The sequence below is a fragment of the Devosia sp. YIM 151766 genome (genome assembly GCF_030285925.1).
GTDB lineage: Bacteria > Pseudomonadota > Alphaproteobacteria > Rhizobiales > Devosiaceae > Devosia.
The window spans coordinates 2600737-2614453 of record NZ_CP127251.1; the positions used below are offsets into that span (position 1 = coordinate 2600737).

The 13717-nt window shown below is 64.3% G+C and carries 13 protein-coding genes; 5 read left to right on the plus strand and 8 right to left on the minus strand.

What is annotated here, in order from left to right; all coding sequences use genetic code 11:
* Positions 1-3 precede the first annotated feature (3 nt).
* Positions 4-2466 (minus strand): acyl-CoA dehydrogenase, encoded by a 2463-nt coding sequence (locus tag O9Z70_RS12810; protein ID WP_286019834.1) that lies wholly within the window; start codon positions 2464-2466, stop codon positions 4-6.
* 349 nt (positions 2467-2815) lie between these two features.
* Between O9Z70_RS12810 and O9Z70_RS12815 the strand changes: the two genes are divergently transcribed.
* Together O9Z70_RS12815 and O9Z70_RS12820 are read left to right on the plus strand one after the other, a co-directional pair.
* Positions 2816-4522 carry a long-chain-fatty-acid--CoA ligase gene (locus O9Z70_RS12815; RefSeq protein WP_286019835.1) on the plus strand — a complete coding sequence of 569 codons (1707 nt, stop codon included), beginning with the start codon at positions 2816-2818 and terminating at the stop codon, positions 4520-4522.
* Positions 4519-4914 (plus strand): MerR family transcriptional regulator, encoded by a 396-nt coding sequence (locus O9Z70_RS12820; protein ID WP_286019836.1) that lies wholly within the window; start codon positions 4519-4521, stop codon positions 4912-4914. The genes O9Z70_RS12815 and O9Z70_RS12820 overlap by 4 nt, the downstream gene beginning before the upstream one ends.
* Positions 4915-4964: 50 nt before the next feature.
* Here the strand turns inward: O9Z70_RS12820 and O9Z70_RS12825 are convergent, their stop codons facing one another.
* Both O9Z70_RS12825 and O9Z70_RS12830 read right to left on the minus strand, forming a co-directional pair.
* Positions 4965-5981 (minus strand): hypothetical protein, encoded by a 1017-nt coding sequence (locus O9Z70_RS12825; RefSeq protein WP_286019837.1) that lies wholly within the window; start codon positions 5979-5981, stop codon positions 4965-4967.
* Complete coding sequence (locus O9Z70_RS12830; protein ID WP_286019838.1) at positions 5978-6664, minus strand: hypothetical protein; 687 nt, start codon at positions 6662-6664, stop codon at positions 5978-5980. Before O9Z70_RS12830 ends, O9Z70_RS12825 begins: the two co-directional genes overlap by 4 nt.
* Positions 6665-6788: 124 nt before the next feature.
* Between O9Z70_RS12830 and O9Z70_RS12835 the strand changes: the two genes are divergently transcribed.
* The gene (locus O9Z70_RS12835) at positions 6789-7799 is read left to right on the plus strand and encodes a hypothetical protein (protein WP_286019839.1); all 1011 of its coding nucleotides are present in this window, start codon (positions 6789-6791) and stop codon (positions 7797-7799) included.
* A gap of 5 nt (positions 7800-7804) precedes the next feature.
* On the opposite strand, the gene O9Z70_RS12840 is transcribed toward O9Z70_RS12835, so the two are convergent.
* From O9Z70_RS12840 to O9Z70_RS12855, 4 genes are all read right to left on the minus strand, one after another.
* Positions 7805-8440, minus strand: coding sequence for a hypothetical protein (locus O9Z70_RS12840; RefSeq protein ID WP_286019840.1), 636 nt, complete (start codon positions 8438-8440; stop codon positions 7805-7807).
* A 105-nt stretch (positions 8441-8545) separates the two neighbouring features.
* A complete protein-coding gene (locus O9Z70_RS16340; protein ID WP_502870131.1) occupies positions 8546-8812 on the minus strand; it encodes a UvrB/UvrC motif-containing protein in 267 nt (88 codons plus the stop codon).
* Positions 8813-8851: 39 nt separating this feature from the next.
* Complete coding sequence (locus tag O9Z70_RS12850; protein WP_286019841.1) at positions 8852-10417, minus strand: cisplatin damage response ATP-dependent DNA ligase; 1566 nt, start codon at positions 10415-10417, stop codon at positions 8852-8854.
* Positions 10414-11415 carry a ligase-associated DNA damage response exonuclease gene (locus tag O9Z70_RS12855; protein WP_286019842.1) on the minus strand — a complete coding sequence of 334 codons (1002 nt, stop codon included), beginning with the start codon at positions 11413-11415 and terminating at the stop codon, positions 10414-10416. The genes O9Z70_RS12850 and O9Z70_RS12855 overlap by 4 nt, the downstream gene beginning before the upstream one ends.
* Positions 11416-11570: 155 nt before the next feature.
* Here O9Z70_RS12855 and O9Z70_RS12860 point away from each other — a divergent pair, with 155 nt between their 5' ends.
* Complete coding sequence (locus tag O9Z70_RS12860; RefSeq protein ID WP_286019843.1) at positions 11571-12584, plus strand: alpha/beta hydrolase; 1014 nt, start codon at positions 11571-11573, stop codon at positions 12582-12584.
* 55 nt (positions 12585-12639) lie between these two features.
* Positions 12640-13110, plus strand: a complete 471-nt coding sequence (locus O9Z70_RS12865; RefSeq protein ID WP_286019844.1) for a DUF305 domain-containing protein — start codon at positions 12640-12642, stop codon at positions 13108-13110.
* On the opposite strand, the gene O9Z70_RS12870 is transcribed toward O9Z70_RS12865, so the two are convergent.
* The gene (locus O9Z70_RS12870; RefSeq protein ID WP_286019845.1) at positions 13107-13691 is read right to left on the minus strand and encodes an exopolysaccharide biosynthesis protein; all 585 of its coding nucleotides are present in this window, start codon (positions 13689-13691) and stop codon (positions 13107-13109) included. The two genes, O9Z70_RS12865 and O9Z70_RS12870, sit on opposite strands and share 4 nt — an antisense overlap.
* Between the last annotated feature and the right edge of the window lie 26 nt (positions 13692-13717).

Consider the following 13717-nt stretch of genomic DNA (forward strand, 5'->3'; position numbering starts at 1 on the left):
CAGCTACTCCACCGCCGGCGGTTCGATCTCCTTCAGCACGTCCATGCCGAAATCGTCGACATGCACCGCCCGGTCTGTCGCCTCGTCCGCGGCCCGCATGATGCCGGCCTCGTTCTTATTGAGGATGCCCGCCGCCAAGGCATCCTCGATGGCGTCGCGATCCAGCCGGCGCTCGAATACACCCCGGCGCGCCGCCTTGACGAAGCGCGCCTCCACCTCCTCGGCTTCGGTCACCTTGACGAAGGCATCTTCCAGAACGCCGGTGACGTCATTGGGGTCCGTGGAAACATAAATTCCGGTGGTCAGCCGGTCGCGGAAGGCGCCGGGGCGCAGCACCGCCCGCACGAAGCGGTAATTCACCCGGTCCGAAGCGCGCTGTGCATGGCGCCCCAGCGGGAAGCACAGCAAGCGCATGGCATTGGCGAAAAAGGCATTGGGGAAATTGGCGAAGATCTCGCCGAAAATGCGTTCCAGATTGGCGATGCGATCGGCCATGATCGCCTCGACCAATTCCCGGTCTTCGGCAATCCGCCCCTCCTCGTCGAATCGCTTCAGCGTCGCCGACATCAGATAGAGCTCGCCCAGCAGATCGGCCATGCGCCCGGACAGCTTCTGCTTGCGCTTCAGCGCCCCGCCCAGGACCACGATGGTCCAGTCGGCCACCAGCGCGAAATCCTGCGCATAGCGATGCAGGCGTCGATAATATTTCGCCATCGGCCCATCATTGGGCGCCGAGGCGAAGGCGCCATTGCTCAGCCCGTGCAGGAAGCTGGCGACGACATTGCGCAGCATAAACCTGGTATGGCCGCCAAAGGCGGCATCGAAGGCCTCCAGTCCGGCGCGCTTGTCCTGATTCTGCACCGCCTGGATTTCGGCCAGCAGATAGGGATGCGCCCGCAAGACGCCCTGGGCGAAGGTCATCAAGGTGCGGGTGAGGATATTGGCCCCCTCCACCGTGATCGCCACCGGCATGGATTGATAGGCGCCGAACAGATAATTGCCCGGCCCGTCCTGGATGGCGCGGCCGGCTTGGATGTCGAAGGCATCGTCCATGCTGTCGCGCATGGCTTCGGTGGTGATATATTTCAGCAGGCCCGCGATAACCGCCGGGCGCTGACCCTCATCCACCATCGACGCCGTCAGCCGGCGCGCGGCTTCGAACATATAGGCGCGCTTGACCATCTCGCCCAGCGGCTCGGCCACGCCCTCCATGATGCCGACCGGAATGCCGAATTGGCGGCGCACCCGGGCATAGGCCGACGTGGTGCGCAATGTCGCCTTGATCGAGGTGGTGCCGATGGCGGGCAGCGAAATGGCACGGCCGGTGGACAGGCATTCCATCAGCATGCGCCAGCCCTGCCCGGCATATTCGGTGCCGCCGATCAGGAAATCCATGGGGATGAACATGTCCTTGCCGCGCACCGGCCCGTTCATGAAGGCCTGCCGTGCCGGATAATGGCGGCGGCCGATATCGAGGCCCGGATGGTCATGCGGGATCAGCGCCAGGGTGATGCCGATATCCTCGCCGCGCCCCAGATGGTTTTCCGGGTCCTTGAGGATGAAGGCCAGGCCCACCAGCGTCGCGATGGGCGCCAGGGTGATATAGCGCTTGTCGAAGCTGAGCCGGACGCCCAGCACGTCCTCGCCATTATGGACGCCCCTGGTGACGACGCCGATATCGCGCATGCCGCCGGCATCCGACCCCGAATGCACCCCGGTCAGCGCAAAGCACGGCACTTCCCGGCCATCGGCCAGGCGATGCAGATATTTTTCCTTCTGCTCCGGCAGCCCGTATTTCTCCAGCAATTCGCCCGGACCGAGCGAATTGGGCACCATCACCGTGATCCCCGCCGCCACCGAACGGCTGGCGATCTTGGAGACGATCATCGACTGCGCCTGCGCCGAAAAGCCCAGGCCGCCATGCTCCTTGGCGATGAGCATGCCCAAAAAGCCCTGCTCCTTGAGGAATTGCCAGAGTTCCGGCGACAGGTCGGCGCGGTTGTGGCGGATATCCCAGTCGTCGATCATCCGGCAGGCGATTTCGGCGGGCCCGTCGAGGAAAGCCTGTTCCTCCGCCGTCAAGGTCAGCGGACGGATCTTGGTCAGCTTGTCCCAATCGGGCCGTCCGGAAAACAATTCGGCATCCCAACCGATCGTGCCGGCATCCAGCGCCTCCTGCTCGGTGCGGCTGACCTTGGGCAGGATGGACCTGACCGCGCCATAGACCGGCCGCGTCAGCACCAGCATGCGGATCGGCTTGACCGCCAGCACCACCAGGATCGCCCCGATTGCCAACAGCACATAAGCGAACCAGCCCAATTCATAGACGGCGCCGCTCTGGGTGAAATCCGCGCCCGACAACAGCCCGATCGCGACAAAGCCGACGCCCCATTGCCAGAGCGGGCTTTCCCGCATCGCCAGGGTCGCAAATACGACAAGACTGATCGCAACCAGCAAAAAGGCCATCCCGTCATCCTCCCGGCACGGACGCTGCCCGCAAGAGCAGGGCCTCGTGCCCGCCATTCCTCAAATGCCGGCCGGCGCCGCTGGGTCCCGGCCTCCCCTTGCCAGCCCGCATCATAACGCGGGCAAGGGGTCTCATATAGATCAGTCTATCCAAGTTTACCTATACGTCAACTACAAGCCCAATACGTCCATTAGCGCGCAGGCCTCCCACAGGCTATCGGTGTCACACGGGCATCGAATTGACGCTAACGTAAACCCGTGGAATAGTTTCTTTGTTCCGGCCCTGCCGGACGCAACGGGAAAAACCCGCCGCTCTCCGCCAAAGGAGGGTCTTTCGAGGAGGAAACATATGGGCAGCACTGCCACGGAAAAAGACAGCCTTCGCCCCTGGATCGCCAGCTATCCCGAGGGAATAGACTGGAATGCGGCGATCGATGAAACGCCCGTGCACGAACAGGTGCTGGCCGCCTGCGCCAAAAATCCCGGCGCGCTGGCCCTCGATTTCCTCGGCGGAAAAACCACCTATGGCGCGCTGGGCGAACAGATCATCGCCTTTGCCGGCGCCTTGCAGAGCCAGTTCGGCGTCACCAAGGGCAGCCGCGTCGCGCTGATGCTGCCCAATACGCCCTTCTACCCCATCGCCTATTATGGAATCTTGCGCGCCGGCGGCACGGTGGTCAATTGCAACCCGCTCTATACCGTGCCCGAATTGAGCCACATCACCGCCAATGCCGGCGCCGACATCATGGTGACGCTCGATCTGCAGCAGATCTATGAAAAGGCCGAGACCCTGCTCGAAGCCGGTCAGGTCAAGACGCTGATCGTCGCCCATTTCCCCAACGCCTTGCCGCTGGTGAAAAAGCTCCTGTTTTCCGTCGCCAAGCGCAAGGACCTGGCCAGGCCGCCCTATGCCGCCACGATCGTCTCGTTCGAGGCGCTTCTCGCCCGCAATGACAAACCCGGCCCGGTCACCATCGAGCCGCGGCAGGACATCGCCGTTCAGCAATATACCGGCGGCACCACCGGCATTCCCAAGGGCGCCTTGCTCACCCATGCCAATATCGCCGCCAATGTGAGCCAGATCGACAAGTGGGGCGACGGCCTGTTCTATGCGCCGTCCAAAGTCGTCGCGGTCCTGCCCTTCTTTCACATCTTCGCCATGACGGTGTGCCTGAACGTGCCCCTGGGCAATGGCATCCCCGTCATCATGCTGCCGCGCTTCGAATTGAAGGCGCTGCTGGGCGTCTTCGCCCGCACCAAGGCCAATGTGCTGCCCTCGGTTCCCACCTTGCTCAACGCCATCGCCCGCGCCGACAATGTCACACCCGAGCAATTGGCCTGCCTCGACGTCGCCATTTCCGGCGGCGCCGCCCTGCCCGACGAAGTGCGGCACGCCTTCGGCAAGAAATCCAAGGCCCTGCTGGCCGAAGGCTATGGCCTCACCGAGGCCTCCCCGGTGGTCTGTTGCGCCGCCCTGCGCATGCCCAGCAAGCCCATGTCCATCGGCCTGCCCCTGCCCGGCACCGATATCCGCTTTGTCGACGTGGATAGCGGCAGGGAAGTCGGCATCGGCGAGAATGGCGAATTGCAGGTCAAGGGGCCGCAGGTCATGTCCGGCTATTACGAAAATCCCGAGGCCAGCGCCGACGCCTTCATGGATGGCTGGTTGCGGACCGGCGATGTCGGCCATATGGACGAAGAGGGCTATGTCTTCCTTGTCGACCGCCTCAAGGACCTCATCATCTGCTCGGGCTTCAATGTCTATCCGCGCACCATCGAGGAAGCCTTGATGGCCCATGAGGCGGTCGAGGAGGTCAATGTCATCGGCGTGCCCGACCAATATCGAGGCGAGGCCCCCATCGCCTATGTAAAGCTCAAGGCCGGCCAGCCGGCCACCGAGGCGGACCTCAAGAGCTTTGCCGCCGGCAGGCTCAGCAAGATCGAGATGCCCCGGGAAATCATTTTCAAGGACGCCCTGCCCAAGACCCTGATCGGCAAGCTCTCCAAGAAGGAACTGCGTGAGGAATATGCCCAGATGAAAGCCGCAAAATCGTGAATCGTCCTGAATCCGAAGGTCGGGACCTGTTCGCCATTGCCGATCTCGCCAAGGAGTTCGGCATTTCCACCCGCGCCATCCGCTTCTATGAATCCAAAGGCCTGCTCTCACCCGAGAGAGTGGGCGCCACCCGGGTTTTCCGCCGCCGCGACCGGGCGCGTCTCATCCTCATCCTGCGCGGCAAGCGCCTCGGCTTCTCGCTGCGCGACATCTCGGATTATCTCAGCCTTTACGACGCCGATCGCAGCCAGCAGGTCCATCTGCTGGCCGAAAAGGTCGACGAACGCCTCGCTTTGCTCGAACGCCAGCGCCACGACCTCGAAACCACCATTGCCGAATTGCGCGAGATCAGGAAGCTGGCCGAGGAACGGCTGGAGCGGAAGGCAAGCTAAAGCGGTTCCCGGTGGAAAACTGACTGAACCAGAAACGAGCGTGACCCACCCTAACGCGCTCGCCTGCCCCGCCCCGGCCAGACCGCGCCCGGCCTCGCCGCCTTGCTCGCCCAGACCAGCAGCGGCACCAGGAAATTGAGACTGGACAGCCCCGACAGAATGGCCAGCAGCGCCGAAGCGCCCAGCAGGACAGGATTGCCCAGCGCCCGATGCACCCAGTTCGGCGTCACCATCAGGCCCGAGGCCCCGAAACGGTCGATGGACAGCGAACTGTCCGAGGCTTCCGAATAAAGCGTTATGCCGAAGCCCGCATCGTCGGCGCCGCGCGGCTCGATGAAACCGAAGGATTGCGCCGGGCCGAAGCGGCGCACATTCGGATCGGCGTCGCTGCATTGCGCTGCATCGTCGGCCCGCCCGGAGCAGTTGCGCCGGATCAGGATTTCCACCGCATCGCCCGAGAGCAGTTTCCCTTCCATGATCGGGCTCGGTCCCAGCGAGAGCGGCAGCCGCTCGCTGACCGAATAGGTGCCGCCCAAAAGGTTTCCCACTTCGCCCGGCCCCGGACGGCTGCCCACCACCACGTGCCCGGCAATGGTCAGCGGGCCATTGGCCATCCAGTCCCGGCTGTCCACCACCAGCAGGTCGGACCGCGTCAACGTCCTGTCGCCGACCGGAACGGCGCCTTCCGAGACGAGGCGCACCAATAGCGGCGATTGCGGCCCGGTCCGCGTCAGCTGGAATTCCGCGCCTGCCGGCCAGAACACTTCGACATTGCGCTCAATTGCCACCTCATAGAGGCTGGGATCGCAGATCGAGAACGCTTCGGCCAGGGCGCCGGGTAGGCGCCGCTCCCGCCGGATGCATAATTGCGCCCGGTCCAGCAGCCATTGGCTCATGGCGGGATGATCGATACGCACCTGCGCGCCGCGCGCCGCTGCTTCCACCGCGAAGGAGCGCGGATTGTCCCTGAGCAGGAACAGGACGCAGCCGAACAGGCCGGCAAAGGCGAAGCCGAGCAGGGCCCATCTGACAGCGGACCCGCTCCAGGACGACCAGGCGGATTTCATCGCAGATCGATGGTGAAATAGTCGCTGCCCATCATCGTCCCCCGGCGCACGCGATTGAGTTCGGCCGCCTGGGCGCCGCCCTGGGCGACAAGCTCGGCGGGCAATGGACAGACCATGTCGAAGGCGGTGCGGGCCTCGATCGCCGCCGGCGCGCAATCCACATCCGCTCCCGATTCCGGGAAATAGAGATAGGCTTCGTCGGCGCGAAAGGAATTGACCAGCAGCAGCAACGTTTCGCCCAGCGCGGCGCTGCCCCAGGCGGCCGGCACGAATTGCCGCTCCTCATTGGCCTGGTCGCAATCGCCCAGCGACACCGCCACGCCGAGCGCCACTTCTTCGAGCGCATTCAACTGCGCCTCGAACCGGGTAGGAATATCGAGCCGTGCCAATCCGGCCGGCCAGGCCGCCGGAACGAAGAAAGGCCGCGTCGCATCATAGCGCCCGTCGCTCGACACCATGCGGGCGCAAATGTCCTGCCCGGCCCAGCCCGCGGGAATGCTGGCGATTATCGCATTGGGAACCGCCGGACCGGCCCGGGCCGCCACCAGCCCGATCACGGCTGAACCGGAAATATCGGCGCTGGGCGCATAGCGCTCGCGCAATTCCCCCCGCTCCTCCAAGGCGGTGCCCTGCGCCATCGCTGCATTCGCGCCTCCCAGGAGCGAAACGGCAACGAGCGCCATTGCCAAATTCCGGCACATGCCCTGTTATATCCCCCTGTCGGACACACCCATTGCTGTAGTGATGAAGTATCTCAAGCCGCTTATCCAGCTCTTTTTAGCCCTTTTGGTTCTCGCGCCCCCGGCCATGGCCGAGCCCGTATCGGTCAATCGCGGCGCCGGGCTGGGCTATATCTTCACCCATAACGGCAATTGCTTTCTTATCCTGCCCGCCCATGTCCATGGGCGCGGCTCGCGCGTCAGTATTGCCACCACGGCGCCATCGGCGGTGGGCGACGCCACGCTGATGCGCAGCTTCGCGCCCGAACTGGATCTGTCGCTATTCTATGTCGCGCCCGGCCTCGACGCACGTTGCCAGGACCGTTTCGCCCAGCTCCCCGACGATCTGGGCGCCTTGCTCGACGGCGCCGTCACCGCGCAATTACACCGGGTCGACGCCACCGGCAGCGAAACCCGCGCCGGCATGGACCTCACCGCCATCGACTTCGACACCATCGCCGCCACGGCCCGGAATACCGAGATCTACCAGGGCACCAGCGGCGCCATCCTGCGCATCGGCGCCACCCCGGTGGGCATGGCGATCCAGTCTGAGAATGTCGAGCAGGCGACATTCCTGCGCATGGACGAAATCGTCGCCCGCATCCGCCGCATCGTCACGCCGGAACGCCGCGTCGCTATCGGCGATCCGGGCGACGCGGCGCTGGAAACGACCCCGGCGCAGTGCGAACCCGGTGCCATTCCGATCCGGCTGGTCACCTGCGATAGCGAACCGCCCGCCGCCGAACTCGCCTGTTCCAATCTTTCCACGACGCCTCCGGCCGTCGCCGGCTTCGTTCAGGGCAGCCCCGTGCGTATCGAGATCGAACTCGACGTCGAGTCGGCAGTGCCGCTGCGCACCGTGACGCTCGCTGCGCCGACCTCCGAGACCCTGGCCACGCCCAAAGCCATCGCTGTCGACGTCAGCAGCACACGCGGCACACCGCGCTGGAACCGTTTCGGCGCCATGGACATGACCCCGACCGGCCAGGCCACCTTGACAAACGGCGCCCGACCCTTCGCCAGCCGGGTCGCCATCACATTGTCGACGGCCTGGTCCGAAGACCATCCGCTAGGGCTGAGCTGCATCCGGTTCGACTGAGCCGCTCACTCGACCAGATTGACGACAAAACTGACCGTCTTGTTGCCGCGATATGAGCCCTCGCCGGCGAGGGTAGCGTCGGGCATGAGCTTGAACGACCCGACAAACGAGGAACCGTCGGTGAATACATATTGCTCGCCGGTCGGCGTGACGGCGCAACTGCTGCTGGTTTTATAGGTCCAGCACTGCTTTCCCTCGTCAAAGGGCGCCGTGTAGAGGAGGAACTGGCCCACACTTTCATTGTCGCGCAGCACCCCGGTATTCCAGTTCTTGATATAAGCGCGGATGCGCGTGGCATCTTCCGCCACCCCGGTCAGGGGAATATCGAAGCGGAACGGCCCGCCGGCATCGAACACCGCCGCCAGCGCCCGGCGCTGCATCTGCTTGTCGGAACTGAACAGGCCCACTTCCCTGGCCCGCGTCGCATAATCCGCATTGCCCGACTTGATGAGCATGTCCATGGCCGCCAGCCGCTTATTGGGGTCGGTGTCGCCGAGCAGCGCATCCACCCGCCCCATTTCGTCGGACAGCTTGCCGACGCTGGCCTCGATCTCGTCGAGCGAAAATTGCCCGAGCGCCGGGACCACGGATAGCATCAACGCCGATGCAAATACGCAAACCAGGGAAAGTGTAGTCTTCATAGAGCCCTCCAAAGCAGAAGGACCCTACAAGACTTGCATGACCATGCCAAGAAACAGCAATGCAGTTTCCAGTGCCGGGCAAATATCCTTCACGACAAGCTGAATCTAGCCTTTACGGCCCTTGCGCCCGGCGGTCATCAGGTCCGGTTTTTGCGGCTTCACCCAGCCCTTGGGCGGCGCGCGCACCGGCACATTCGAACCCAGTCCCATCTGCCCCGGCGGCGGCTGGCCGACAATATCCTCGTTCTCCCCCTTGAGCCGCGCGATCTCGTCCCGCAACGCTGCCGCCTGCTCGAAATCGGCGGCGGCAGCGGCCTCCTGCATCTGTTTTTCCAGCGCCATCAGCCGTTGTTGATTGCTTCGCGACGACATCGATCCTGTCTCCACATCATCGGCGGCGCATGGGAACACTCATCCCACAAACGCCTCCATATCCTCAAGCCGCGCCGCTTCCCCGGCCGGCTTGTCCCAGCGTATCCTGTTGATCCGCGGAAACCGCAAGGCCACCCCGGATTTATGCCGCCCGCTCTTCTGGGCGCTGTCGAACGCCACCTCGAATACCAGCTCCTTCTTCACCTCGCGCACCGGCCCGAAACTGGCGATCGTATTGGCTCTGATCCAGCGGTCGAGCTGCTTCAGCTCTTCATCGGTGAAGCCGAAATAGGCCTTGCCGATGGGCACGAGCTCGTTGCCCTTCCACGCCCCGAATGTGTAATCGGAATAATAGGAACTGCGCTTGCCGTGCCCGCGCTGCGCATACATCAGCACCGCATCGACCATGTTCGGATCGCGCTTCCACTTGAACCAGAACCCCTTGGGCCGCCCCGGCACATAGGGCGCGGTTCGGAGCTTGATCATCACCCCTTCATGGCCATGGCTTTCCGCCCCCTGCCGCCGCAGCGCGGCCAGATCGTCCCAGCTCTCGAAGGCCAGCACTTCGGAAAGGTCCATCCGTGTCTGCGGGTTGTTCGCCAGCCACGCCTCCAGCCGCGCCCGCCGCTCCTCCCAGCCGAAAGCGCGAATATCCTCGTCGCCGTCGAACAGCATGTCATAGAGCCTGACGAAGCCCGGCAATTCCGTCATCTGCTTGGCCGATGCCTGCTTGCGATTGAGCCGCTGTTGCAGATCGTTGAAGCTGCGCGCCTCGAAATCGTGCCCCACCAGCAATTCGCCGTCCAGCACCGCCCGCCCCATCGCCGCCTCGACCACATCGGGAAAGCTTGCCGCGATATCGTCGCCGGTGCGCGAGAACATCGACGCTCCGTCCGGGCCCAACACCAATTGCACGCGAATGCCGTCCCATTTCCATTCCGCCGAGAAATCGCGCGGATCGAGCCGTTCGAAATCCTTGTCCTCGATCGGATTGGACAGCATCAGCGGGTGAAACCGCGCCGTATGGTCGATATCCGGCCGCCCCTGCTTGCCCTCGAGCCAGGCAAAAAGCTCGGCATAGGGCGGCTTGATGCCATGCCAGACCTCCTCGATGGCCTGCAATTGCTCCCCGCTCATGGCGGCCAGAGCCGTCTTCGCCAGCCGCGCCGATATTCCGATACGCAGGGCCCCGGTCGCCAGCTTCACCAGCGCCCAGCGTTCATGGATCGCCGCCTGGGTCAGCAGCCCGCCGATCACTTTGGGCAATTCCGCCTTGCTCGTGGTGTTGAGCAGCGCCACCAATTGGCTGAGCCGCGGCAATTCCCCTTCGCCCCGATGGGGCCAGATCAGCGCGATGGTTTCCCCCAGATCCCCCACATAATCGTAGCTGAGGGCAAACAGCGTCTCGTCCACCTCGGCCAGCACGGTTTGCTTGAGCAGCGCCGACTTGACGTTGCTTATATCCATTTCCCCGGTCAGCACCGCCAGCGCCAGCCCCCGATCGGGGTCCGGCGCTTCGGCGAAATATTGCGCCAGGGCGGCGATCTTGCGCGTCCGCGACGGCGTCAGCGCCAGCAATTCCAGCAGGTCGGCGAACCGCTTCATTTCCCGCCCTCCCCGCCCTCGTCGTCCAGCCCCGGCAGCGCCAGCGGTTCGGCCGCCAGTCCCTGTTTCCGGCACCAATAGACCAGCCCGTCCTCGCGCCCATGCGTCACCCAGACGGTCGAGGCGCCGCTTTCCAGGATCGACTGGTTGAGCTCGCCCCAATCGCAATGATCGGAAATCACCAGCGGCAATTCCACCAGCGCCTGCCGCGCCCGCTGCTTGATGCTCATCCAGCCCGAAGCCTGGCACACGACCGGATCGGGAAACCGCCGGCTCCATACATCGCGAATGGCCGAAGGCGGCGCGATGACGATCTGCCCGGCCATTGCCGGCTTGGGCATGCCCGTCGCCGGAACGAGTTCGCCGAGCGTCACGCCCAATTGCTCGTAAAGCTCGCACAGCCGGATCATCGCGCCATGCAGATAGATCGGTTGGTCCCAGCCGGCATCGCGCAGCAACGCAATCACCCGTTGCGCCTTGCCCAGCGCGTAGCAGCCGACGAGATGGCAACGCTGCGGCTGGTCAGCCACCGATTTCAGCAGGCGCCCGATCTCGTCTCGCGGGTTCGGATGCTGGAATACCGGCAGCCCGAACGTTGCCTCGGTCACCAGGAGGTCGCATGCCACCGTCTCGAACGCCTCGGCCGTCCGGTCGGGCAGGCGCTTGTAATCCCCCGTCACCAGCGCCCGCTGCCCCGCGACCTCGACAAGTACCTGCGCCGAGCCGAGGATATGGCCGGCGGGATGCAGGCTCACCACCGCCCCATCTATCGCCAGCCGTTCGCCGAATGTCAGCGCCTCGAACGAGCCGGCGCAATCCTCGCCATAACGGACCTTCATGATGGCGATGGTTTCCGGCGTCGCCAGCACTGCCCCATGTCCCGAGCGCGCGTGATCGGCATGGCCATGGGTGATGATGGCGCGCGGCTTCGGCTCCCCCGGATCGATCCAGGCATCGATGGCCGGCACATACAAATCGCGGTCGATGATGAAACCCATAATGCCCCTCTAACGCGGCGCCCCGTTCACCGGTTCAGCCGCCTTGCCCGCATCCCCACCATTCGTCACCCTCGGGCTTGACCCGAGGGCTGTTCCAGGCCGCGCTTGGCCAAAAGCGCCCCATCGCCTAAAACCGGAACCGAAAAGGAGTTTCCATGCGCAAGACCCATCATGCCCCCGGCGCCGTCCACCGCCTGATTGTCGATGGCAAGGCTCTTGCCGGCAATCGCCTCGGCGATCCGACCGACCGCATCGTCGATGTCTATGTGCCGCATGGCCACGAGGGCAAGGACCTGCCGCTCCTGGTCGATCTGGTCGGCTACACCGCTGGCGGCCCGGCCCACACCGCCTGGAAAAGCTTCACCGAAAACGTCCCCGAACGCCTCGACCGCCTGATTGGCGACGGCCTGATGCAACCCGTTATCGTCGCCTTCCCCGATTGCTATTCCCGCCTCGGCGGCAATCAATATGTGAACTCGCCGGTGATCGGGAATTACGAGGATTTTCTCATTCGTGACATGCTGCCGGCGGTGGAAAGCCGCTTCGCCTGCGGCGGCGCGGGCAGGCGCGGCGTTTTCGGCAAGTCATCGGGCGGCTTCGGCGCACTCGTCCATGCCATGCGTCATCCCGATATCTGGGCGGCCGCCGCCAGCCATTCCGGCGATGCCGGTTTCGAGAACCTTTATATCCCCGAATTTCCTGCCACCCTGCGCGCCCTCGCCAAGCAGGACAATTCCATCGAGAAATGGCTGAAAGCCTTCGAGGCCAAGCCCAAGATCGACGGCAAGGATACCCTGGTCCTGATGATCCTCGCCCAGGCCGCCAGCTTCGATCCCGATCCGGACCCGGACACCTTTCTCGGCCTCCGCCTGCCCGTCACCCTCGATACCTGCGAATTGATCGACGAGCGCTGGCAGAACTGGCTTGCCTGGGACCCCGCCCGCATGGTCGAGACCCATGCCGGCGCCATCGGCAAGCTCAAGGCCTTCTTCCTCGATTGCGGCACCGAGGACCAGTACAACATCCTTTATGGCACGAGGCGCGTGCACAAGGCGCTGGAGCGCCAGGGCATCGCCCATCGCTACGAGGAATTCCCCGACAACCATTCCGGCGTCGATTATCGCATGGATATCAGCCTGCCCTATCTGGCCGCGGCGCTGAGCGGCTGAGCGGAACGCCGACACCCTCCCGAGGGTTATCCGCTGGACAGGCGGGAGCATTGCCATGCAGGACGACGATCACAGCCATGCCGGGCGCGGGACCTATTGGTCCCTCGCGGTCAATATCCTCGTCAGCCTCGTGATCATGTACTTCGTCATGTTCGCCATGATCGACGGGAGCGGCGATTTCTTCCACAATCTCAACATGGGCTATATGGCAATGATGATGGCCGCGCCCATGGGGCCGCTGATGCTGCTCACCATGCCGGCCATGTATCCGAGCCGGCGTCTCAACCTGGCTCTGCATCTGGCCTTCCTCGCTGCCTTCCTGCTCGCCTTTGCCGCCATTCGCCTGCAGGGCGCCATCGGCGACGAACAATTCGTCCGCTCCATGATTCCGCACCATTCCGGCGCCATCCTCATGTGCCGGGAGGCCGACCTCGCCGACGCCGAACTGGCCGCGCTGTGCCAGGACATCATCGCCGCCCAGCGAACCGAGATCGAGCAGATGCGCACGATCCTCGACCGGCTCTAGCCCAGCAGCAGCCAGCCCAGCCCCACGGCCCCCGCCACCAGCCCCATCCAGGCCAGGGCCAGCCAGCCGTCGCGCGCCGTGATCGACAGCGCATAGACGGCGATAATGCCGGCCGCGCCGGTGGAGGTGAAGGGAACGAATTCGAGCAGCGGCATGATCGCGCCGACCAGGACGCAGATGGCCGCGCCGATGCGCCGCATCACCATCCCGGTCATGAAGCGCGCCCGGCGCTTGACCACGCCATCGGCCATCCGGCTCGCCGGCACCAGGAACTTCATCAATGTCCGGGCATGTTTGGCCGAGATGCAGCGTTCGGTCAGCCATTTGGGCAGCCAGACCTGGTCGCGCCCCAAGACGATCTGCCCGGCCACCAGGATGGTATTGATCCCCACCAGGGTCGGCACGCCCGGAATGATGCTGAGCGGCGAGATCACCAGCAGCGCCGGCAAGAGCAGCATCGGCCCCGCCGCCCGGTGCCCGGCAACCGCCTGGATCAGGCCGATCGAAACCTCATCGCCGGCCTCGAGCCGTTCCTCGACCTTGCGAACCAGCCGGCCCAGCGCGCCTTCCTGCGATGTCATGGGGAAATCCTTTCGGCATGAAAACG

What these genes read in the sequence shown, in the direction of transcription:
- O9Z70_RS12810 (WP_286019834.1), bottom strand. Translation starts at nt 2,466, where the DNA reads ATGGCCTTTTTGCTGGTTGCGATCAGTCTTGTCGTATTTGCGACCCTG.
- O9Z70_RS12815 (WP_286019835.1), top strand. Translation starts at nt 2,816, where the DNA reads ATGGGCAGCACTGCCACGGAAAAAGACAGCCTTCGCCCCTGGATCGCC.
- O9Z70_RS12825 (WP_286019837.1), bottom strand. Translation starts at nt 5,981, where the DNA reads ATGAAATCCGCCTGGTCGTCCTGGAGCGGGTCCGCTGTCAGATGGGCC.
- O9Z70_RS12830 (WP_286019838.1), bottom strand. Translation starts at nt 6,664, where the DNA reads ATGGCGCTCGTTGCCGTTTCGCTCCTGGGAGGCGCGAATGCAGCGATG.
- O9Z70_RS12835 (WP_286019839.1), top strand. Translation starts at nt 6,789, where the DNA reads ATGGCCGAGCCCGTATCGGTCAATCGCGGCGCCGGGCTGGGCTATATC.
- O9Z70_RS12840 (WP_286019840.1), bottom strand. Translation starts at nt 8,440, where the DNA reads ATGAAGACTACACTTTCCCTGGTTTGCGTATTTGCATCGGCGTTGATG.
- O9Z70_RS16340 (WP_502870131.1), bottom strand. Translation starts at nt 8,812, where the DNA reads ATGTCGTCGCGAAGCAATCAACAACGGCTGATGGCGCTGGAAAAACAG.
- O9Z70_RS12850 (WP_286019841.1), bottom strand. Translation starts at nt 10,417, where the DNA reads ATGAAGCGGTTCGCCGACCTGCTGGAATTGCTGGCGCTGACGCCGTCG.
- O9Z70_RS12855 (WP_286019842.1), bottom strand. Translation starts at nt 11,415, where the DNA reads ATGGGTTTCATCATCGACCGCGATTTGTATGTGCCGGCCATCGATGCC.
- O9Z70_RS12860 (WP_286019843.1), top strand. Translation starts at nt 11,571, where the DNA reads ATGCGCAAGACCCATCATGCCCCCGGCGCCGTCCACCGCCTGATTGTC.
- O9Z70_RS12865 (WP_286019844.1), top strand. Translation starts at nt 12,640, where the DNA reads ATGCAGGACGACGATCACAGCCATGCCGGGCGCGGGACCTATTGGTCC.
- O9Z70_RS12870 (WP_286019845.1), bottom strand. Translation starts at nt 13,691, where the DNA reads ATGACATCGCAGGAAGGCGCGCTGGGCCGGCTGGTTCGCAAGGTCGAG.